Here is a 20,904-nt window from a genome sequence, read left to right on the forward strand (position 1 = left end):
CCGGCGGGGCGTTCTTGTGTCTATGAGGCGAGGTCTAGCTCATGCCCGGAACGACCACCGCGACAACCACGTTGACGAGCGTGAGCGCTCCGATGATTCCAAGGACTGCGCTGGAGACGGGCTTCTTCTTGCGGTTGACGAGGGCGATGACGTAGATCGCGAGGGCGACGGCGAGCTTGATGCCGATCTTCATGTGGTTGACGTCGCCGTCGCCCATCTCGGCGACGGTCACCAGGAGGAGTCCCGTGACGAGCTGGGTCAGCGCGCCGTGGAGGATCGCCGGGTTGATGACGACCGACTTGGTCTTGAAGGCGGACATCTGCGTGAGGAACCCGCCGAGAAGTGAGGCGAGGCCGATGAAGTGAAGGATGACGAGGACATTGCGTGCGAGGTCAAGAAGTTCCATGGCCTGAGTCTAGTCCGACACAGTGTCGGCATGGTGTTATTCTTGATATAGCCGACACCGTGTCGGCAAGATTGGGTTGTAATGTTCCTAGCACTACGCGAGCTGCGTTTCGCTCGCGGTCGCTTCCTCCTCATGGGCTCGGTCGTGGCCCTCATGGCCGCGTTGTCAGTGATCCTCTCCGGATTGTCCTCGGGGCTCGTGGACCACGGTGTCTCGGGCCTGCGAGATATGCGCGCTGATTCCTTCGCCTTTGATGAGTCGGTCACGAGCGACCAGTTCTCTCGCTCAACGGTCGACGTTGCCGCGGTCGAGGCGTGGAAGGACGCCGATGGCGTCACGGACGCCGCCCCGGTCGGCAGCGCTCTTGTGCACGCGGAGAGCGACGCAGGCGTGCAGTTCAGCGCCGCGCTCTTCGGAATCACCGAGGGCAGCTTTCTCGAGCCGGACCTCATCGACGGCGATTCTTTGGGAGCAACCGAGAATGGCGTCGTCATCTCCGAGGGCATCGCTGCCGACGGCATCGCCATCGGCGATGTGATCACGATCGATCGCATCGGCACCCAGCTGACGGTCGTCGGGACAACCGGCAGCGCGTCATACGGGCACGTCGCCATCGTCTACCTGCCGCTGGCGACCTGGCAGGAGGTCGCATACGGCATCCCGGGCGAGGTGCCGAGCAGCGCCTACGAAATCGCGACGGCGATCGCCCTGCAGCACGATGGTGAGCTGGCGGACACGGAGGTCGCCGGCACGGCGGCCATCTCGAAGCAGGAGTCGTTCAACGCCTCGCCCGGCTATGAGGCGGAGACCTCAACGATGCTCCTCATCCAGGTCTTCCTCTACGTGATCTCGGCACTCGTGGTCGGCGCATTCTTCACCGTCTGGACGGTGCAGCGCCAGCCCGAGATCGCCCTCCTCAAGGCCATGGGCGCATCCAGCGGCTATGTCGTGAGGGACGCGCTCGCGCAGGTGCTCGTCGTCCTCCTGGGCGCAACCGCCTTGGGAGGCGCCGCCGGATGGGCGCTTGGCGCCGCCATGCCGGAGGGGATGCCCTTCGTTCTCGAGACGATCCCCGTGCTCACGGGCTTCGCCCTCATCATCGTCCTCGGCGCTGCCGGGGCACTCGTCGCCATCCGCCAGATCACGAGGGTCGACCCCCTCACCGCGCTGGGAGGCGCACGATGACCGCTGCACTCACACTCACCGACGTCACCCTCACGCTGCCAGCGGGGGATGAGACTGTCACGGCCCTCGACCACGTCTCGCTCGAGGTCGCGAAGGGCGAGCTCCTCGCCATCGTGGGCCCGTCTGGCTCGGGCAAGTCGAGCCTCCTGGCCGTCGCCGGGGCGCTCATGCCGCCCACCTCCGGGTCTGTCGTCGTCGGCGACCAGGAGCTCACGGGCGCATCGCGCAAGCGGCTCTCCCGCATCCGGCGCGACCTCATCGGCTTCGTCTTCCAGTCGACCAATCTGCTGCCGTCGCTGACCGCGCGGGACCAGCTGCTGATGGTGCCTCACATGGCGGGCGGCATCCGAGCCGAACACCGTGCGAAGGCTGATGAGCTCCTCGCCTCCGTGGGCATGTCACATCGCGCCGACCGGAGACCCGCACAGCTCTCAGGCGGCGAACGCCAGCGGGTCGGGATTGCCCGCGCCCTCATGGGTGACCCGCAGGTGCTGCTGGTCGACGAGCCCACGAGTGCGCTCGACCACGCACGCGCTGACGAGGTCGTCGCCCTGCTCGCCGAGCGCGCCCACGCGACCGGCACGGCCTGCGTCATGGTGACCCACGACCTCGAGGTGCTGACGCACACGGATCGCGTGCTCCGCATGCACGACGGCGTGCTGGGCGCGCTTCCTGCGGCAGTGCTTGGATAATGGGCCAATGCCGAAAATCACTGCGCCCTCGGTTGCAGAGCACCGCAACCAGCAGCGCGAGGCCCTCATCAGGGAGGCCACGCGAATCCTGTTGAGCGAGGGGCCCGCGGCGGTCACACCGCGAGCGGTCGGTTCGGCCGTGGGCCTCGCACGCAGCAGCGTGTACGAGTACTTCCCGTCGTCAGGCGATCTGCTGGCGGAGGTCGCGATCCGCGCCATCCTCGAGTGGTCGACCGAGCTGACGTTGGCGATCGAGCCCGCCGCGCCCGGGTGGCCGCGCCTCGAGGCCTACGTGCGCTCGACGCTCCTCATGGTGAAGGAGGGCAAGCACGAGATCGCTGACCGCCTCGAGGGCGTGAGCTTCAGTGATGAGCAGGTGGAGCGTTTCATGGGGCACCACGATGCCCTCAGCTCGCCGCTTCCCGACATCATGGCCGAACTCGAAGTGCACCGCCCCGATCTCGCGGGCGCACTCGCGCAGGGCATGGTGGATGCTGCCGTCAAGCGCATCGCTCAAGGGGAGGACGTCGAGGTCGTGACGGATGCCGTGCTCGCCTCACTGCGACACGGCTTCGCCTGAGACAACGAAGGGGCTGGCATCCGAATGGATGCCAGCCCCTTGTCGACTGTTGGGGTCGTGTTCTCCGAGTCAGACCACGGGGTCAACCGGGTCGCTGCGGGTCTCGCGCTGCGTGACGCGCTCGCCGCCGCCGTCTACCTGGCGCACGGTGGAGACAGAGGAGCGCTTGCGCATCATCATGACGAGCGAGATGAGGAACACGACAACTCCGGCACCCATGAGGAGGTAACCGATGAGGTCAAGGTTGACGAAACCGCCGAGGTCGACGTTGACGGCGAAGGCCAGGATGGCCCCGATGACGAAGAGTGCAATTCCTGAACCGATACCCATGAGCTGAGTCCTTTCGTTCACGTGTGTGACATCGGGCGGCGGCCGGGTGACCTGAGTCGATGTCTCGTTTGACGGTAGTCCCGGTCGAGGCGTCGCGGGGGAAAAACTTAGGGGGGCCCGGCCGGTACGCTGGAACCTGACAATGTTCTGTGCCGAACCAGGAGTGCCGAATGCCCCGTGATCTCAAGCTCGCCGTCATCGCAGGAGACGGGATTGGCCCGGAAGTTACGGCTGAGGCTCTGAAGGTGCTGAAAGCGGCGGTGGGCGACTCGGCTGTCATCGACACGACCGACTTTCCCCTCGGCGCGACGCACTATCTCGAGAGCGGTCGCATCCTGGAACAGGACGACCTCGACGCACTCGCACAGCATGACGCGATCCTGCTCGGGGCCATCGGCGGAGACCCGCGCGACCCACGACTGGCTGGTGGCGTCATCGAGCGCGGCATGCTGCTCAAGCTCCGTTTCGCCTTCGACCACTACGTCAACCTGCGGCCGACCAAGCTCTACCCCTCGGTCACGTCGCCGCTCGCGAACCCCGGCGAGGTCGACTTCGTCGTCGTCCGTGAGGGCACCGAGGGACCCTACGTGGGCAATGGCGGCAGCATCCGCAAGGGCACGCCGCACGAGATCGCCAACGAGGTGAGCGTCAACACGGCATTCGGCGTGGAGCGGCTCGTGCGCTTCGGCTTTGAGACGGCGCAGTCTCGCCCGGCGAAGAAGCTGACACTCGTGCACAAGACCAACGTGCTCGTGCACGCGGGCGGCCTCTGGCAGCGCACGGTCGACGCGATCTCGGCCGAGTATCCCGAGGTATCGGTCGACTACCAGCACATCGATGCGGCGACCATTCACATGGTCGCGAGCCCGAGCCGCTTCGATACGATCGTCACCGACAACCTCTTCGGTGACATCATCACCGACCTGGCCGCCGTGATCAGCGGCGGAATCGGGCTGGCGGCCTCGGGCAACATCAATCCGGACGGCACCTTCCCCAGCATGTTCGAGCCCGTTCACGGTTCGGCGCCGGACATCGCAGGCCAGCAGCGTGCTGACCCGACCGCCGCCATTCTCTCGGCGGCACTCCTCCTCCAGCATGTGGGGCTTGCGGATGCCTCTGCCCGGATCGTCTCGGCGGTCGAGGCCGACCTCGCATCCCGCGGCGATGCCCGCCGCCGCACGAGCGAGGTGGGCGACGCGATTGCCGCGGCGGCTGCCCAGGCGCAGAATTAGACACGACCAAAGGACTCCCCATGAAGAACCTCCTCGCTCCCGCGACACTCGACTTCGCTGTCACCCGCAATGACGCGCCCTGCAGCGTCGAGGAGCGAGAGCAGATCCTGGCGAACCCGGGCTTCGGCAAGCACTTCACCGACCACATGGTCGACATCTGCTGGTCGGAGCATGGCGGATGGCACCGTCCCCGCGTGCAGCCCTATGGCCCCATCAGCCTTGACCCTGCCGCTGCCGTGCTGCACTACGGGCAGGAGATCTTCGAGGGCATGAAGGCCTACCGGCACGCGGACGGCTCGATCTGGACATTCCGCCCCGAGGCGAACGCAGAGCGGATGCAGCGTTCCGCACGTCGCCTCGCCCTGCCGGAACTGCCCACCGACTACTTCATCGAGTCGCTCCGCCAGCTCATCGCGGTCGACGGGGACTGGGTTCCCGCGGCAGACGAGACGTGCCTCTACCTGCGCCCCTTCATGTTCGCCAAGGAAGCCTTCCTCGGCGTTCGACCAGCCCACAAGGTGGCCTACTACGTGATCGCGAGCCCGGCGGGTTCCTACTTCGCCGGGGGAGTGTCGCCCGTGAGCATTTGGCTCTCGACCGAGTACACGCGCGCGGCGCACGGCGGCACGGGCGCAGCGAAGACGGGCGGCAACTACGCCGCATCGCTCCTCGCCCAGGCGCAGGCCCACGAACGGGGCTGCGACCAGGTGCTCTTCCTTGATTCCTCAGAGGGCAAGTACGTCGAGGAGCTCGGCGGCATGAACGTCGTGCTCGTCTACAAGGACGGAACGCTCGTCACCCCCGACTCGGAGAGCATCCTCGAGGGCATCACGCGCGACAGCGTGCTGCAGCTTGCCGAGGATCGCGGGCACCGGGTGGAGCGGCGCCGCGTCGCGATCGACGAGTGGCGTGAGGGTGTGACATCCGGCGACATCGTCGAGGTGTTCGCCTGCGGCACCGCGGCTGTCATCACCCCGATCGGCCTCGTCAAGGGCAAGGACTTCGAGATCGGCTCGCCGGATGCCGTCGCCGGCGAACTCACGATGTCACTGCGCAAGGAGCTCACCGACATCCAGTACGGCCGCAGCGAGGACCGCCACGGCTGGCTCACGCGCCTCGACGCCTAGGGCTCAGTCGTTGCGGCGATCCACCCTGGCGGCGGGCAGCGGGCCCGTCATGGCGATCGCCTCGTCGTACTCCCGCTCGATGTCATCGTTGCGCTTGTAGGTCGCGAGGCTCACGACCACTGCAGTAATGAGTGCGAGTGCGAATCCGGGGATGATCTCGTACAGCACATCGCCGATGGGCAGGTTGCCCCACACGAAGACCGTGATGGCGCCGACCGCCATACCCGCGATGGCGCCCCAGTTGGTGAGCTTGCGCCAGAAGAGCGACAGCAGGATGACGGGGCCGAAGGATGCCCCGAAGCCGGCCCAGGCGAAGCCCACGAGGTCGAGGATCGTCGACGTGCGGTCGAGGGCGATGAGGATCGCGATGATTGCGACGACGAGCACGCCCGTGCGACCGAGGAGCACGAGGCGCCTGTCTGAGGCGTGCTTCTTCGTCACCATCTTGTAGAGGTCTTCGACGAGGGCCGACGAGGTCACGATGAGCTGCGAGGAGATCGTGCTCATGATGGCGGCCAGCACGGCCGCGAGCACGAGGCCCGCAATGAAGGGGTGGAAGAGAATCTGCGAGAGTCGCAGGAACACCGTCTCGGGGTCGGCCAGCGCTTCGCCGCTGCGGGCGAAGTACCCGATGCCGATGAGCCCGGTCGCGATGGCGCCGAGTGAGGTGAGCACCATCCAGCTGATCCCGATCCGCCGGGCAGCCTTCGCCTCCTGTGGCGTGCGCAGGGCCATGAACCGCACGATGATGTGCGGCTGCCCAAAATAACCGAGACCCCACGCGGCAGCCGAGATGATGCCGACGACCGTGCCGCCCGTGAGGAGGTTCAGTCGCGCCGGGTCGACCGCTTCGATTGCCGTGATGGTCTCGCCGGGACCGCCCATCGTGACGATTGCGACGATGGGCACGAAGATGAGGGCTGCGAACATCAGGAGGCCCTGGGCGACGTCAGTCAGGGAGGCGCCGAGGAATCCGCCGAAGAGCGTGTAGAGCACGGTGATGCCGCCGACGAGGAACATGCCGAGCAGGTAGGGGGCTCCGAAGGATGACTCGAAGAAGACGCCAGCGGCGACCATGCCTGACGAGACGTAGAAGGTGAAGAACGCGAGGATGATCAGGCCGCCGACGACGCGCAGGATTCGTGTGCGGTCGCGCACTCGACGCTCGATGAAGCTCGGGATCGTGATGGAGTTGCCCGCGACCTCGGTGTAGGCGCGAAGCTTGGGTGCCACGAACTTCCAGTTGAGCCAGGCGCCGATCGTGAGTCCGATCGCGATCCATGCCTCGACGAGGCCTGCGACGTAGATGGCGCCGGGAAGGCCCATGAGCAGCCAACCCGACATGTCGGATGCTCCGGCGCTGAGGGCGGCGACGCCGGGCTTGAGTCCACGCCCGGCCAGCATGTAGTCGTTGAGATTCTTGGTGCGGCGGAAGGCGAACCATCCGATCAACAACATCAGCGCGAAATACAGAGCAATCGCGATGATCTCGAACACCCGGTCGTCCATGCTTCGCTCCATTCCGCGCCATTGCTTGTGAAGTCGTGGTCACAGCATGGCAAAGACCGCGGGGATGCGCCAGTGCATGCATCGGATGCGCTCCGGGACTGCAAGCGTTTGCAGAGGGGTAGACTCGATAGGTGAAAATCGCGCGTTTCAGCTCTGCAGACAATGACCCCCGCTACGGAATCGTCGATGACGAAGAACTCGTCGTGCTCGCGGGCGACCCGATGTTCGCAGGCTACGAGACGACCGGGGAACGGGTTCCGCTCGCCGACGTGCGCCTGCTTGCACCCGTGATCCCGCGCTCGAAGGTCGTCTGCGTCGGCCTCAACTATGCGGAGCACAAGGCCGAGATGGACACGATCTCCGCGCCAAGCAATCCGCTCATCTTCCTCAAGCCCAACACCGCCATCATCGGCCCGGGTGAGACGATCCAGATCCCGCCCGTCGAGGGGCGCATCGTGCACGAGGGCGAGCTCGCGGTCGTGATCGGCCGCATCGCCAAGCAGGTCAAGGCAGAGAACGCCAAGGACTACATCTTCGGGTACACGATCGCGAACGACATCTCCGCGCGCGACCAGATGTTCGCCGACGGACAGTGGGCTCGCGCGAAGGGCTACGACACCTTCTGCCCCATCGGCCCGGTGATCGAGACTGAGATCGACCCCTCGAGCCTCCAGATCGAGACCTTCGTCGACGGTGAGCCGCGTCGCAAGGGCAACACCCGCGACCTGCTGCACGGCATCCCGGAACTCATCGAATACATCTCGGATGTCTGGACCCTCCTGCCAGGCGACCTCATCCTCACGGGCACCCCGGCAGGGCTCGGCGGCTTCGTCGACGGCCAGACGGTCGACATCACGATCGAGGGCATCGGCACGCTCAGCAACCCGGCGCGCAACCGCGCCTAGCGGTCGCGTGCCGCCCGCAGCCGCAGCGCGGTCAGCGGGAGGGTCAGGAGCGAGAAGCCTGCCGCGGCGACGAGTGCGACGCTGAAGGATGCGCCCGCGGCGACCATGCCGATGAGCACGGCTCCAACCCCGGTGCCGAGGTCGAAGCCGATGTTCCAGACGGCACTCGCGGACCCGTAGTGGGGGCGGCTCACGGCCTGGAACGAGAGCACGAGGGTGAGGTTCTGCAGCCCGCCGTAGCTGATGCCGACGAGCGCCGCACCGATGAGCAGGGCGGCAGTGTGCGTCGCGTTTGCGTCACGCACCGACCAGGCGATCACGAGCAGCCCGGCGATCGTCACCAGTACGAATGGGCTGAGGAAGCGTGCGGCTCCGAAGCGGTCGGAGAGCGCGCCGACGCGCCAGCGGGAGACCGCAGCGGCGAGGGTGAGAACGAGGAGCGCGATCGCGCTCAAGGCCGCACTGTCGCTCATCTGTGCCATGAAGGTGATGAGTGCGCCGCCAGCGAGGGTGACGGCGAGCAGGAGCGCCATGGGTTGCAGGAGGAGACGGTACGGCGCGCGCTCCACTGCTTGCGGCACGTGGTCGAGGCGCCGCCCGAGCAGCATGGCGGGGAGTGCGCTAAGTGCGGGGGCGAGGCCGAGCGCGAAGATCGCTGTGAAGCCGAACTGCTCCACGATCCACGGGCCTGCGGAGACGAAGAGCACCTGCGGTCCGGCGATCGCGAGACCATAGGCGCCGATCGCCGCGCCGCGACGGGCCGGTTCCACCAGCTCTGCGACGAGGGCGCTGCCGGTCACGGTCGCCACACCGAAGCCAACACCGCGCAGTGCGGAGACGGCGAGGATGGGCAGTAGCTGGTCGCTCAGGAGGAAGGCCGCGGTGGGCAGGCCGAGGAAGAGCGCGCCGGTGACGAGCACGGGCGTCCACCCGAATCGCCTGAGGGCTCGCGGAACGAGCAGCTGCGTGAGCACGGTGAAGAGCATGAGCACGCCGTTGACGAGACCGGCGCCCACGGAGTCCGCGCCACCGTGGGTCGCCCACAGCGGGGCGACGGGGAGCAGCGCGGCGAAGCCCGTGAAGCTGAACACGGTCATCACCAGGAGGAGCAGCATCCCTGGGGCACGAACGACGGATTCGGAGTTCGAGCGTGGCCTGCGTCGATTGGCGCCCGAGCGGCCGATTGGGAGGAGCATCCTTGGAAGGCTAGTGCCTCCGCTCCGGCCAGACGCTTGATCTAACGTGCTACGCAAGGTACCTTGTGATGCATGACAGCGGATGTCGGTGCGCAACTCCGAAAAGGAGTCATCGAGTCGTGCATCCTGGGGCTCCTGGAGCGCGAGCCGATGTACGGCTGGCAACTCGCAGAGACGCTCACCGCGCACGGCATGATCGCGAGCATCGGCACGCTGTACCCGGTGCTCAGCCGCCTGCGAGCGCAGGGGCTCGTCACAACGTTTGACGAGGCATCCGAATCTGGGCCGGTTCGCAAGTACTACCGCCTCACCGACGCTGGCACGGCGCAACTCGAATCGTTCAGGCAGCAGTGGGGCCCCTTCACCCGTGCAGTGCAGCACCTCGTCGGAAAGGACGACGCATGACCCAGAACTCACGCCCACAGGTGGTGAGCAACTACCTCGCGCAACTCGACGTCGAGCTCAGGGGAGTGCCCGGCGGTGTCGCGGCGGAGATTCGCGCCGGCATCGAGGAGGAACTCACCGGTCTGGATGCGGCGACTGCCGCAGAACGCATCGAGCAGTTGGGAGACCCCGCGTTCATTGCGGCCGAGGCCCAGAGCGAATTCTTCGTGGAAGATGCGGCGGCTGCCTCGCCGGAAACAGCATCGAAACCGCTCGCGATCGTGGCCGGGCTCGCTCTCGCGATAGGGGGTTTCGTCGTGCCCGTCGTGGGATGGATTGCAGGGGTCGTGCTTGTGTTGCTCTCCGACGCCTGGCGGATCGGAGAAAAGCTCCTCGCGACACTCCTCGTGCCCGTGCTTGTAGTCCTCGGCATCGCGGTGTCCATCGCCCTCTGGCGCGCCGAGCCGGTGATAGGAGACAACATCTCGCTCGTCCTCGGACCCGTCGACCCGATCCTCATCGGCTTCGTGCTCCCCGCGGTCGCCTACCTGTTTCTCGGAATCTGGCTTCTGGTGCGAGCGCACCGTCGAGACTACGCCAGCCAGGCGCGGAGGGGTGCGCGGGGGTAGAAGGCGCACAACGCATCACCTGCATCGCTCCCCAGTGAGCCTAGAATTGCAGCAATGTCTGCTCTCTTCTCCACCGCATCCGGCGCCGATGTGCGCGTTCGCTTCTGCCCGTCCCCGACGGGCACGCCCCACGTCGGGCTGATTCGCACGGCCCTCTTCAACTGGGCCTTCGCTCGGCACCACGGCGGCAAGCTGATCTTCCGCATCGAAGACACGGATGCCTCGCGCGACAGCGAGGAGAGCTACCTGCAGCTGCTGGACGCCCTGAGGTGGCTCAAGCTCGACTGGGACGAGGGCATCGACGTCGGAGGGCCGCACGAGCCGTACCGCCAGTCCCAGCGCAGTGAGATCTACCAGGGCATCATCGAGAAGCTGAAGGCGTCGGGCCACCTCTACGAGTCCTTCGCCACGGGGGAGGAGATCGAGGCGCGCAACATCGCGAACGGCCGCGACCCCAAGCAGGGTTACGACAACTTCGAGCGCGACCTGACGGAGGAGCAGCGTGCGGCCTACCGTGCGGAGGGTCGCCAGCCCGCCCTGCGCCTGCGCGTGCCCGACCACGACCTGGGCTTCCATGACCTGGTGCGCGGCGACATCCTCTTCCCGGCGGGCAGCTTCACCGACTTCGTCGTGGTTCGGCCCAACGGAATCCCGCTCTACACCTTCGTCAACCCGGTCGATGACGCCCTCATGGGCATCACGCACGTGCTGCGCGGTGAGGACCTGCTGAGCAGCACGCCGCGCCAGATCGCCCTCTACTCGGCGCTGATCGAGGTCGGCGTGACGGACGCGATCCCGCAGTTCGGCCACCTGCCCTTCGTCATGGGTGAGGGCAACAAGAAGCTCTCGAAGCGCGACCCCGAGTCGAACCTGTTCCACCACCGCGACCGTGGCTTCATTCCCGAGGGCCTGCTCAACTACCTCGCCCTTCTCGGCTGGTCGCTCTCGCACGACCGTGACGTCTTCACGATCGACGAGATGGTCGCGGCGTTCGACGTGACCCAGGTGAACCCGAACCCGGCCCGCTTCGACCAGAAGAAGGCCGAGTCGATCAACGGCGACCACATCCGGATGCTCGAGCCGCACGATTTCGCGGAGCGCCTGCTGCCCTACCTGACCGATCTCGTCGACAGCGGCGAGGACCGCGTGATGCTCGCGAAGGCGGCCCCGCTCGTGCAGGAGCGGATGCAGCTGCTGGGCGAGGCGCGCGGCCTGCTCGCGTTCCTCTTCACGGCTGACGACGCGATCGAGTACGACGCAAACGCGATGCCCGGCGATGAGGGTGCCGCGGTACTTGCGGCATCCATCGAGGCACTCACGGCTCTCGAGGCCTGGGCGCACGAGCCGATCGAGGCCGCCCTGCGCGCAGCGCTGATCGACGGCATGGGCCTCAAGCCCCGCAACGCCTTCGGCGCCCTGCGCACCGCAATCTCGGGCCGCCGCATCAGTCCACCGCTCTTCGAATCCATGGAGCTGCTGGGCAAGCAGAGCACGCTGGCGCGCCTGCAGAGGCTCGCCGCAAGGCTGTGAGCGCCGTGCTGGAGCGCCAGCCCGACGATTACGATGTCGTCGTCATCGGAGCGGGTCCAGCGGGGCTCAGTGCAGCACTCAACCTCATTCGGGCGCGTCGGCGCGTGCTCGTGCTCGACGGCAATCGTCCGCGCCATTCGGCGACTCTCATCTCGCACGGTTTCCTCACCCGCGACAACACGCCCCCGCACGAGCTACGTCGACTGGGGCGCGAGGAGTATCTGTCGTATCCGGAGGCGGAGCACCAGCTCGCGCGTGTGACATCCGTGACCGCCCTCGCCGAGCCGGGGGAGCACGTGTTCAGCACCGAGACCCACACGACGGGCTCGACCGGCCTCTTCGAGGTCACGGCGAAGGGCATCAATGGCGCGCCGGATCGCCAGGTGCGCACCGCGACCGTGCTGATTGCCACCGGCCTGCGCGAGGAGTTGCCGGCGCTGCCCAGCATCCGTTCCTTCTACGGCATGGGCCTCTTCAGCTGTGTCGCGTGCGACGGCTACGAATACAGCGACCGGCCCATCGCGCTCATCGGCGAGACCTCGGATGTCGCGTGGCGGGCCATGCTCATCGCGCAATGGAGCGACCACCTCACGGTCTTCACGAACGGGGCCGAGGCCATCACCCCCGGCCAGGAGGCGGCGCTCGCCGAGCGCGGCGTGCGCATTGATCGTCGCCCCATCGCGGATGTCGAGGGCGGCCGCGAAGGTGTCACGGGCGTGCGGCTCCAGGACGGCGAGGTCGTGCCCGTCTCGGGGGGCTTCGTGCGGCCAAAGTGGCACGCGCAGCTGGAGTTCGCGGCGTCCCTGCGCCTCGAGTCGGACGGGTGGGGGCTGCTCACGGTCGACAGGGACGGGCGCACGAGTCACGCGGGTGTCTATGCGGCCGGCGACATCACGTCCCCGGGGCCGCAGCAGCTGATTGTGGCCGCCGGGGCCGGCGGACGCGTTGCCGCCACGATCAATCGCGACCTGATCGGAATCCCGACGGCGCACCGCCGCTGAGTCTCACTCGGTTCGTGCGACGGCCCCGAGTAGGGTAAAGTGATCTCTCGGTGCCGGCTCCGGTCGGAACCATTGGGGTATGGTGTAATTGGCAACACGACGGTTTCTGGTACCGTTGTTCTTGGTTCGAGTCCAGGTACCCCAGCCATACGAAACCCGCGGATCCCGCGGGTTTTTTGTTTCCCTGTCGCCCCCGAGTTGGTGCCACCTCGGCCGTGGATGCTGGCGTTTTCGGCGTCCGCTGTGCGACACTGTCGGAGCCTCTGCGGACGAACCCGCAAGTGAGAGGGGCATGAAGAGAAGGATCACGCGATGAGGAACCGGGTCTCCCCCCACCCCCGCTGACCTCCTCGCGCCTGCGCGCCCGTGTCAGCGACCCCACTGACACAGGAGACCCGCATGCCTTCACCAACCCCTTCCGTCGCGCTGCACGACCTGAGCTTCGCGTGGCCCGATGGCACACGTATCCTCGAGGCCCTGAATGGCGCGTTCGGCAGTGGCCGCACGGGCCTGACCGGCCTCAATGGCGCCGGCAAGTCCACGCTGCTGCGCCTCGTCGCCGGTGAACTCGCGCCGACCGGCGGCAGCATCAGCACCGTCGGCGATGTCGCCTACCTCCCGCAGCGGATCACGGATGCCGCGGGCACGACGGTCGCGCAACTCCTCGGCGTTGATCGTCCGCTGGCAGCGCTGCGTGCCCTCGAGGGCGGCGACGCGAGCGCCGAGGTCTTCGAGGCGATCGGCGACGACTGGGACATCGAGGAGCGCGCGCTCGCGGAGCTCTCGGCCCGCGGCCTTGGCATCCGTTCGCTGGATCGCCGTGCAGACACGCTCTCGGGCGGGGAAGCGGTCGCGGCATCGCTTGCCGGCGTGACCCTTCGGCGTGCCGCCATCACCCTGCTCGACGAGCCCACGAACAACCTCGACGAGGCAGCCCGCGAGGTCGTCCATGACGCCGTCACCGGCTGGCGAGGCTCGCTCATCGTTGTGAGCCACGATGTTGGCCTGCTTGAGCTCATGGATGCGACCGCCGAGCTTTGGGCGGGCAAGATCACGACGTTCGGCGGCCCGTGGTCCGCCTACCGCGCCCACGTCGAGGCCGAACAGCTCGCCGCCCAGCGTGCCCTCGCGAGCGCTGAACAGGAGCTGCGCCGAGAGAAGCTGCAGCGCATCCGTGTCGAGGAGCGCATCGCCCACAGCGAGCGACAGGGGCGCAAGGACAAGCGCGACCGTAAGTTCGTTGGGGCCGTCATCAATGAGCGACGAAACTCCGCTGAGAAGTCACAGGGCGCCCGGCGCAGCCTCCACACGGCGAAGCTTGCCGAGGCGCGGGGTGAGGTCGAGGCGGCGGAGCGACTCGTGCGCGACGACGACCGCATCCGCATCGACCTGCCAGACCCCGGCGTCGCGAATGGCCGTCGACTCGCGACCCTCCGCAGCAGCGATGGCCGGGAGTTCATCGTGCAGGGCCCGGAACGCATCGCACTCACGGGAGCGAACGGCGTGGGCAAGTCGACGCTCGCGCGTGCACTGCTCACTGGCGGTGCGGGGGCCGCGCTCGCGCACACTGAGCGCGTCGCGCTCCTGGGGCAAGGGCTTGATGATCTCGAGGAGGACGCCTCGGTGCTGGAGGCGGTCGCTGCGGCGGCTCCCAGCGTGTCAGCGGCCGAGCTGCGCAACCGCCTGGCTCGCCTGCTGCTCCGTGGCGATACGGTCGAACGTCCGGTCGCCACGCTGTCTGGTGGCGAGCGCTTCAGGGCGGCGATCGCGCGCATCCTGCTCGCCGACCCGCCGCCCCAGCTGATCGTGCTCGATGAGCCGAGCAACAATCTCGACCTGCACAGCGTGGGCCAACTGATTGACGCGCTCGCCGCCTATCGGGGTGCGCTCCTGGTGATCAGCCACGACCGGGACTTCCTCCGCCGTGCCTCTGTGGGGCGCGAGCTTCGGCTCGAACCGGGGGGAGTGCTGAGCGAGATTGGCCTTTAAGCACACTCTGCTGGCCGTTGCGCGGGAGAGTTCGACCAGTTTCCTGAGTGTGAGGTGCCTCCGGGTTCGTCGTTCGGCTCGTCGGTGGGCGTGCGGCGATGTTCGCTGGTCGGGCCGCTCTGGGAACCCGAAGAGCAATCACGGCGAACCCCCAGCCTGGTCTCCGAAGGTAGGTCGTCCGTATACGCCCTTTTACGGCCACCCGATCTCGAACGCTCCGCGTTCCCACCCGAAAGAACTATGCCTCTCAATACTGCGCAGATCTATGACCGCATTCCTGCCCGCACCCGTCCCGGCCTGATCATCACGGGCGCCGTCCTCGCGCTCGGTGCCATGCTCGGCACGGGAGCGACCATCCAGGCCTCCGCTGCCGAATTCGACGAGCGCATTGCGGCTGGTGAGATAGCCGACGAGGACCTCAAGGCCTCGCTCCGCGACGAGAAGATCGCCGCCGTCGTCGAGCAGCGCCTCGCCGAGGAGGCACAAGGGGCGATCGCGTCGGCCACTCCCGTGATCGCCGCCGCCAACGGAAAGGCGGATGCTTCGGCGCTTGCTGCGTCCGTCGCCTCCCTCGCCCAGCACGAGGTGCTCGAGCCTGTCGAGGTCGTGAGTCTCGTCGCTTCGGTCGAAGCCGCGATCCCCGCGGTGCAGGCTGCCGTCGCCGAGGCCGACCGGCTCGCCGCCGAGGCCGACCGGCTCGCCGCCGAGCGCGCGGCTCAGGCCGCTGCGGCGCTTGCGACCCCCGCAGGCGCCCAGGCGCACGCGCGCGAGGTCATGGCGCAGCGCTATGGCTGGGGTGCCGACCAGGCGAGCTGCCTCGTGAACCTCTGGCAGAAGGAGTCGGGCTGGCGCTGGGATGCGTTGAACCCCTCGAGCGGCGCCACGGGCATCCCGCAGTCGCTTCCCGGCTCGAAGATGGCGACGCACGGTGCCGACTGGCAGACCAACCCGGCGACGCAGATCAGCTGGGGTCTCGACTACATCAAGCGTGCGTATGGAACGCCGTGCGGTGCATGGGGCAAGTCGCAGGCGGTCGGCTGGTACTGATCCGCTTTTCTTCCGCGAGAGGGCTACCCGTTTCGCAGTTTCGTGCCTAACTTCGTCAGTACGGGCACCGGTCCAGCCCGTCCGTCGAGAAAGGCAGACTGATGAACTCGATCCACACCCTCACGGGCGTCCTCTCGGCCATCGATTTCCCGGCGACGCGCGACGACATCGTGCGCCTCGCTCGCACCGACTTCGTCGACCGTCGCCTCGGCCGCTGGCTTGAGAACCTGCCCGACGGCTCATACGACGGTGCGTGGCAGGTGTGCCAGGCGCTCGCATCCGCTTCGGGGCATTCGAGCGCGAAAGATCGCGTACCCGTCACCGCCTGAGCCAGGGTTGCGGCCGACGAGATTCGGAGCGAATTTCGTCGGCCGAAACTATCGCTACCGTGCCGTGAGGGCGGATAATCGCTGGCATGGATCCCGCGCAGGAGGGCTCGACCTCCCAGGCACAGCACGACGACACGCTGGCTGAACGACCGGGATGGAAGCGCGACGTCGCCATCTTCCTCTCCGGCCAGACGATCTCGCTGCTCGGCTCGATGCTCGTGATGTACGCCGTCATGTGGCACCTCACGATCCTCACCGGGTCAGGCACGGTGCTCATGCTGAGCCTCGTGTTCGGAATGCTGCCGCAGGCGGTCGTGTCGATCTTCGGCGGCGTGTGGGCAGACCGGCACAATCGCAAACTGCTCATCATGGGGGCGGATTCGGCCATCGCGGTCGCGACGCTCGCGCTTGCCTTCCTGATGGCGAGCGGCGTGGACTCGCTATGGGTCATCTACGCCGCCCTCGCGGTGCGCTCCTTCTTCGCCGGCATCCAGACCCCGGCCGTGACCGCGATGATCCCCCAGATCACGCCCACCTCGCAGCTCATGCGGGTCAACGGCATGTTCCAGACGGTGCAGGCGGGGATGATGCTCCTCGCGCCCGCGATGGCCGCCGTCATCTACGCGAGCATGGACATCGTCGCCGTCTTCTTCATCGACGCGACGACGGCGCTCATCGGGGTCGGCCTGCTCGCGTTCATCCGCGTTCCGACGATCAGCCGCAGCGGGGAAGGCGACGTCAGCTACTTCGGCGACCTCGTCGCGGGCGTGCGCTACATCGCCTCGAACTCCTCAGTGAAGTGGCTCACGGCCCTCTTCGCGCTCGTCATGCTCCTCACGGGTGCGCCCGGCTACCTCACGCCCCTGCTCGTCGTGCGCGAGTTCGGTGACGAGGTGTGGAAGCTCACGGTGAACGAGCTCGCCTGGGGAGTCGGGTTCCTGGCGGCGGGCGCCTTGGTGTCGGTGCTCGGGCCGCGCATCCGTCGCCGTGTGCTCTTCGTCGTGCTTGCGCTGCTCGCGTCAGCCGTCTTGACGGCAGCGCTCGGCATCGCGCCGAACCTCCTGCTGCTCTGCTTCGTCGGCGCGCTCGTCGCGGCCAGCTACAGCCTCATGAATGCGCCCACCATGACGATCCTGCAGGAGCGTGTCGAACCCGAGATGCAGGGTCGCGTCTTTGGCTTTGTCGGCATCGTGATGGCGACGGCGATGCCCGTGTCGATGGTGATCTTCGGTCCCCTCGCCGACGTCTGGTCGGAGCGGGTCGTCATCGTGTTCGCCGGGCTGCTGCTCGTCGTGACACTGCTGACGATCCTCTCGATCCCATCGGCGAGGCGCTCGCTTGCGGCGGTCGACGCTCCCGTGGAGGCGTGACCAGCCGCGTCAGGCGTCGAGCGTATCGCCCGGCTCCAGCACGTGGTAGCTGCCCCCGCCGTCTTCCGTGACGGCGGAGAGGCGCTGGTTCGCCATGTTCTGGCCGATCGTCGAGAGCGGCACCTGGTGGGTGGGGAAGGCGTGCCTGGGCGCAACCTCCGCCACGTAGTCCATCGCCTCGCCGATCTTCAGCCACGGCGCGCCCGCCGGTGCCGCGAGCACCTCAACGGGCTTGGGCGGCACGGTGTACGAGTCCCCGCCGTAGTAGAGGGTGTCGTTGACGAAGACGCCCACGTTGTCGACGATGGGGAGCGAGCGGTGGATGACCGCGTGCTCCTTGCCATGGAAGCTGAGGGTGAACGTCCCGACTGTGACCTCGTCTCCGTCGGCGACGACCTGCACGTCGAAGCCCTCGGCCGCCGTGGCCACGCCGGCCGGCCCGTAGATCGGTACCGCGGGTTTCACGGAGCGAAGGCGTTCGAGGTGTTCGGGCGTCCAATGGTCGGGATGCTCGTGCGTGACCACGACCGCGACGAGCGAGTCGAGGCCCTCCAGTGGGGCAGTGAAGCTGCCCGGATCGATGACCAGCTGTTCACCCTGATCCTCGACGACGAGGCATGCGTGTTCGCGTTTCGTGATGCGCATGAACTGAGCCTACGGCGTCGTTTTCCCGGGCGGGAGAGGGCATTCGAAGGTGATGCCTTCTCGGTTTGGAAGGGGGCCCAGCGGTATGCCATACTCTTTGAGTTGCCCGGGCCGAAAAGCCCCGGCAGTACTAGGGCCCCATCGTATAGCGGCCTAGTACGCCGCCCTCTCACGGCGGTAACGCGGGTTCGAATCCCGCTGGGGTCACAGTTAAGAAGCCCCCGGTCTCAGGCCGGGGGTTTCTTCTTGTTAAGTCAGCCGGTGCCCGCCTGCTTCAGGCGGCCCGATGCCCCTCCTTGTGCCTGTCAGCCGCGCAGCTTCGCGCTGAGCCACCGGGTATAGAGGGTCCACGGCTCACCTTCTGCGCGCAGTCGGGCGATGTGCGCGGCAAGCTCCGGCGTCAGCGTGAACCACTCGCCCCCTTCACGGCATCCGGCGAACTCGCGGTGCCGCTGCTGCTCGAGCTGGCGGTCTCCTGGCTCGAACGCCAGCAGCTCTTCGTGGCGGATGGCGGCGAGGCGTCGCCGCGGATGCGCGCTTGTGCCGATTTTGACCCTGCGGTCGAAGCGCAGGTAATAGACGACATCAATGCGGGGGAGCGGGAGCTCAGGGTCGGGAGCGTCCCCGTAGCGCCACCCGCACAGCGCGCAGAACCAAGCGCCGTCGTCACGCCGCCCACTGTCGGCGCCGCACAGGTTGCACGGTCCGGGCATCGCCCCTCGGGTCATCACCGGGCGAGCCTACGCTCAGCTGGTGACACCGCTGCGCCGCTCGCGCCAGCTCAGCTCTGTCGCAGTTCCCGCGCCAGTTCCTCGTAGCGACGAGCCTGTGCTTCGCGCTCCTCGACCATGGTGGGGCCGACCGGTTCCAGCGTGCCCGGGCGCTGCTGCGCCGAGGGCGTCAGGTGCCCGTGCGAGATCTTGTCGATCCAGGCGAGGGCGACAGCCGACACGATGAACACCATGTGGATGACGACCTGCCAGAGCACGCCCGACTCGGTGTAGACGTTGCCCGTGACGCTCTCGGTCTCGCCGCCCAGGTCGGCGACCTCGATGAAGGTCTTGAGGAGGTGGATCGACGAGATGCCGATGATGGCCATCGCGAGCTTGACCTTGAGCACGTTGGCGTTGACGTGCGAGAGCCACTCCGGCTGGTCAGGATGCCCCTCGAGCTTGATCTTCGAGACGAAGGTCTCGTAGCCGCCGATAATCACCATGATGAGCAGGTTCGCGATCATGACCACGTCGATCAGGCCGAGGACTCCGAGCATAATGATGGCCTCGTCGATGTGCGCCATATCGCTCAGTACGTGATCGGCGAGGTGCCACAGCTCCACCATGAACACGATCACGTAGACGATCTGGGCGATGATGAGCCCGAGGTAGAGCGGCGCCTGCAGCCAGCGGCTGAAGAAGATGAGGTACCCGACTCCCGAAACCCATGGACTCTGCGGGCGGAAGCTTCGGGGTTCTGTCATGCGACGATTCTAAATGTGCAGCAACTCTCTCCCGTGCGCCGTCGGCTCGCCCTCCTCTCCCTTGCGCTCGGCGGTTTCGGCATCGGTGCGACCGAATTCGTGGCCATGGGGCTGCTCCCGAACCTCGCGGCAGATCTTCTCCCCGAGCTGTATGCGGCCTCGCCGGAGGAGGGGATCGCGCAGGCGGGGTGGCTCATCAGCGCCTACGCCCTCGGTGTCGTCGTCGGGGCTCCCACGATCGCCGCGTCGACGGCGCACCTGCCGCGCAAACGGCTGCTGCTGTTCCTGCTCGCCGCATTCACGCTCGGCACCGTCGCATCCGCCCTCCTCTCGACCTTCGGGCTTGTGCTCGTGGCACGCTTCGTCGCCGCCCTGCCGCACGGCGCCTACTTCGGCATCGCGTCGATCGTTGCCGCCGACATCATGGGGCCCGGCAACAGGGGCAAGGGGGTCGCACTCGTCCTGAGCGGCCTCACGATCGCGAACGTCGTGGGAGTGCCCTCCATCACCTGGCTCGGGCAGGTGGCCGGCTGGCGCAGCGCCTACCTCGTGGTCGCGCTCATCTTCGCGGCGACATTCCTCGCCGTCGCTGCGACTGTGCCCTGGCAACCGGGCGACGCCCAGGCATCATTCCGGCGCGAGCTCAGCGCGTTCCGGCGCCCGCAGCTGTGGATGACGATCGCGCTCGCGGCAATCGGCTTCGGCGGCTTCTTCGCGGTCTACTCCTACATCGCGCCCGTCGTCACAGACGTCGCCGGCCTCGACTCCGGCCTCGTGCCCTGGGTGCTTGTCGGTGTCGGCGTCGGCATGACGATCGGCAACATGCTGGGAGGCTGGCTCGCCGACATCGACCTGCGCAAGACGCTCTATGCGGGCTTCGCGCTCCTGATCACGTCGCTCCTTGGCTTCGCTCTCACGGCGGGGAACGTGGTCGGCCTGCTGCTGTGCTCACTCCTTGTCGGCCTCGCCTCGTCCGCGATCTCTCCCGCCGTGCAGTCACGACTCATGGATGTCGCGGGCGACGCGAAGGCGCTGGCCGCCGCACTCAACCATTCGGCCCTCAACATCGGCAACAGCCTTGGGGCATTCATCGGAGGCGCGACGATCGCGGCCGGGTTCGGCTACCTCTCGCCCGCCTGGGCCGGGCTCGTGCTCGCGCTCATCGGGGTTGCCATCGCGACTGTGAGCTTCGGGCTGGAGCGGCGCAGGCTGAGGCCGTGACATCCGTCACCGTCTCCCCGTCGTGATCAAGTAGCATTGACGCCGCGAAGGGGAGTATCCCTGGGGCCATCGCCCCTATATCGCGCTCGTCAATACGGTCACCACTTACGCTGGCCCGGG

22 protein-coding genes and 2 tRNA genes are annotated in these 20,904 nt (G+C 67.2%); 17 read left to right on the forward strand and 7 right to left on the reverse strand.

Annotated features, from left to right (window positions below; genetic code table 11):
• Positions 1-34: 34 nt before the first annotated feature.
• Complete coding sequence (locus FVA74_RS04455) at positions 35-406, reverse strand: hypothetical protein (RefSeq protein ID WP_147720701.1); 372 nt, start codon at positions 404-406, stop codon at positions 35-37.
• Between the two features lie 81 nt (positions 407-487).
• On the opposite strand from FVA74_RS04455, the gene FVA74_RS04460 reads away from it, so the two are divergent.
• From FVA74_RS04460 to FVA74_RS04470, 3 genes are read left to right on the forward strand one after another with little or no spacing between them, the layout of a single operon-like run.
• Entirely contained in the window at positions 488-1,591 is a 1,104-nt protein-coding gene (locus FVA74_RS04460; RefSeq protein WP_147720703.1) for an ABC transporter permease, read from the forward strand.
• Positions 1,588-2,283: an ABC transporter ATP-binding protein gene (locus FVA74_RS04465; RefSeq protein WP_147720705.1), complete on the forward strand. Its 696-nt coding sequence runs from the start codon at positions 1,588-1,590 to the stop codon at positions 2,281-2,283. The genes FVA74_RS04460 and FVA74_RS04465 overlap by 4 nt, the downstream gene beginning before the upstream one ends.
• A gap of 7 nt (positions 2,284-2,290) precedes the next feature.
• A complete protein-coding gene (locus tag FVA74_RS04470) occupies positions 2,291-2,863 on the forward strand; it encodes a TetR/AcrR family transcriptional regulator (protein ID WP_147720707.1) in 573 nt (190 codons plus the stop codon).
• A 69-nt stretch (positions 2,864-2,932) separates the two neighbouring features.
• On the opposite strand, the gene FVA74_RS04475 is transcribed toward FVA74_RS04470, so the two are convergent.
• On the reverse strand, positions 2,933-3,193 hold the full coding sequence (locus tag FVA74_RS04475) for a DUF6458 family protein (protein ID WP_147720708.1): 261 nt from the start codon (positions 3,191-3,193) through the stop codon (positions 2,933-2,935).
• Between the two features lie 170 nt (positions 3,194-3,363).
• Between FVA74_RS04475 and FVA74_RS04480 the strand changes: the two genes are divergently transcribed.
• Together FVA74_RS04480 and FVA74_RS04485 are read left to right on the forward strand one after the other, a co-directional pair.
• The gene (locus tag FVA74_RS04480; RefSeq protein WP_147720710.1) at positions 3,364-4,425 is read left to right on the forward strand and encodes a 3-isopropylmalate dehydrogenase; all 1,062 of its coding nucleotides are present in this window, start codon (positions 3,364-3,366) and stop codon (positions 4,423-4,425) included.
• A 20-nt stretch (positions 4,426-4,445) separates the two neighbouring features.
• Positions 4,446-5,552 carry a branched-chain amino acid aminotransferase gene (locus FVA74_RS04485; RefSeq protein ID WP_147720712.1) on the forward strand — a complete coding sequence of 369 codons (1,107 nt, stop codon included), beginning with the start codon at positions 4,446-4,448 and terminating at the stop codon, positions 5,550-5,552.
• 3 nt (positions 5,553-5,555) lie between these two features.
• Here the strand turns inward: FVA74_RS04485 and putP are convergent, their stop codons facing one another.
• Complete coding sequence (gene putP / locus FVA74_RS04490) at positions 5,556-7,061, reverse strand: sodium/proline symporter PutP (RefSeq protein WP_147720714.1); 1,506 nt, start codon at positions 7,059-7,061, stop codon at positions 5,556-5,558.
• Positions 7,062-7,192: 131 nt separating this feature from the next.
• On the opposite strand from putP, the gene FVA74_RS04495 reads away from it, so the two are divergent.
• Positions 7,193-7,966: a fumarylacetoacetate hydrolase family protein gene (locus FVA74_RS04495; protein WP_147720716.1), complete on the forward strand. Its 774-nt coding sequence runs from the start codon at positions 7,193-7,195 to the stop codon at positions 7,964-7,966.
• On the opposite strand, the gene FVA74_RS04500 is transcribed toward FVA74_RS04495, so the two are convergent.
• Positions 7,963-9,162, reverse strand: a complete 1,200-nt coding sequence (locus FVA74_RS04500; RefSeq protein ID WP_240792303.1) for an MFS transporter — start codon at positions 9,160-9,162, stop codon at positions 7,963-7,965. The genes FVA74_RS04495 and FVA74_RS04500 overlap by 4 nt on opposite strands.
• Before the next feature lie 72 nt (positions 9,163-9,234).
• Here FVA74_RS04500 and FVA74_RS04505 point away from each other — a divergent pair, with 72 nt between their 5' ends.
• The 9 genes from FVA74_RS04505 to FVA74_RS04545 all read left to right on the forward strand — a co-directional run bounded on the left by FVA74_RS04505 (position 9,235) and on the right by FVA74_RS04545 (position 17,441).
• A complete protein-coding gene (locus tag FVA74_RS04505) occupies positions 9,235-9,567 on the forward strand; it encodes a PadR family transcriptional regulator (protein ID WP_147720718.1) in 333 nt (110 codons plus the stop codon).
• Positions 9,564-10,175, forward strand: coding sequence for a hypothetical protein (locus FVA74_RS04510; protein WP_147720720.1), 612 nt, complete (start codon positions 9,564-9,566; stop codon positions 10,173-10,175). The genes FVA74_RS04505 and FVA74_RS04510 overlap by 4 nt, the downstream gene beginning before the upstream one ends.
• A gap of 54 nt (positions 10,176-10,229) precedes the next feature.
• Complete coding sequence (gene gltX, locus FVA74_RS04515; protein ID WP_147720722.1) at positions 10,230-11,705, forward strand: glutamate--tRNA ligase; 1,476 nt, start codon at positions 10,230-10,232, stop codon at positions 11,703-11,705.
• A complete protein-coding gene (locus tag FVA74_RS04520; RefSeq protein WP_147720724.1) occupies positions 11,702-12,706 on the forward strand; it encodes an NAD(P)/FAD-dependent oxidoreductase in 1,005 nt (334 codons plus the stop codon). Before gltX ends, FVA74_RS04520 begins: the two co-directional genes overlap by 4 nt.
• Before the next feature lie 73 nt (positions 12,707-12,779).
• A tRNA-Gln gene (locus tag FVA74_RS04525) sits at positions 12,780-12,854 on the forward strand.
• Between the two features lie 251 nt (positions 12,855-13,105).
• Complete coding sequence (locus FVA74_RS04530; protein WP_147720726.1) at positions 13,106-14,695, forward strand: ATP-binding cassette domain-containing protein; 1,590 nt, start codon at positions 13,106-13,108, stop codon at positions 14,693-14,695.
• A 240-nt stretch (positions 14,696-14,935) separates the two neighbouring features.
• The gene (locus tag FVA74_RS04535) at positions 14,936-15,742 is read left to right on the forward strand and encodes a hypothetical protein (protein WP_147720728.1); all 807 of its coding nucleotides are present in this window, start codon (positions 14,936-14,938) and stop codon (positions 15,740-15,742) included.
• 101 nt (positions 15,743-15,843) lie between these two features.
• The gene (locus tag FVA74_RS04540; protein WP_147720730.1) at positions 15,844-16,071 is read left to right on the forward strand and encodes a DUF2795 domain-containing protein; all 228 of its coding nucleotides are present in this window, start codon (positions 15,844-15,846) and stop codon (positions 16,069-16,071) included.
• Between the two features lie 86 nt (positions 16,072-16,157).
• Positions 16,158-17,441 carry an MFS transporter gene (locus FVA74_RS04545; RefSeq protein ID WP_147720732.1) on the forward strand — a complete coding sequence of 428 codons (1,284 nt, stop codon included), beginning with the start codon at positions 16,158-16,160 and terminating at the stop codon, positions 17,439-17,441.
• Positions 17,442-17,450: 9 nt separating this feature from the next.
• Here FVA74_RS04545 and FVA74_RS04550 read toward each other — a convergent pair whose 3' ends face one another.
• On the reverse strand, positions 17,451-18,086 hold the full coding sequence (locus FVA74_RS04550; protein ID WP_147720734.1) for an MBL fold metallo-hydrolase: 636 nt from the start codon (positions 18,084-18,086) through the stop codon (positions 17,451-17,453).
• Between the two features lie 134 nt (positions 18,087-18,220).
• Here FVA74_RS04550 and FVA74_RS04555 point away from each other — a divergent pair.
• Positions 18,221-18,293 (forward strand) — tRNA-Glu (locus tag FVA74_RS04555).
• Between the two features lie 98 nt (positions 18,294-18,391).
• Here FVA74_RS04555 and FVA74_RS04560 read toward each other — a convergent pair.
• A complete protein-coding gene (locus tag FVA74_RS04560; RefSeq protein WP_187266470.1) occupies positions 18,392-18,814 on the reverse strand; it encodes a GIY-YIG nuclease family protein in 423 nt (140 codons plus the stop codon).
• Positions 18,815-18,867: 53 nt separating this feature from the next.
• On the reverse strand, positions 18,868-19,563 hold the full coding sequence (locus tag FVA74_RS04565; RefSeq protein ID WP_147720735.1) for a TIGR00645 family protein: 696 nt from the start codon (positions 19,561-19,563) through the stop codon (positions 18,868-18,870).
• Positions 19,564-19,578: 15 nt separating this feature from the next.
• Between FVA74_RS04565 and FVA74_RS04570 the strand changes: the two genes are divergently transcribed.
• Complete coding sequence (locus tag FVA74_RS04570; RefSeq protein WP_147720737.1) at positions 19,579-20,784, forward strand: MFS transporter; 1,206 nt, start codon at positions 19,579-19,581, stop codon at positions 20,782-20,784.
• Positions 20,785-20,904: the final 120 nt, after the last annotated feature.

The sequence above is a fragment of the Salinibacterium sp. dk2585 genome (assembly GCF_008001035.1).
Lineage (GTDB): Bacteria > Actinomycetota > Actinomycetes > Actinomycetales > Microbacteriaceae > Homoserinimonas.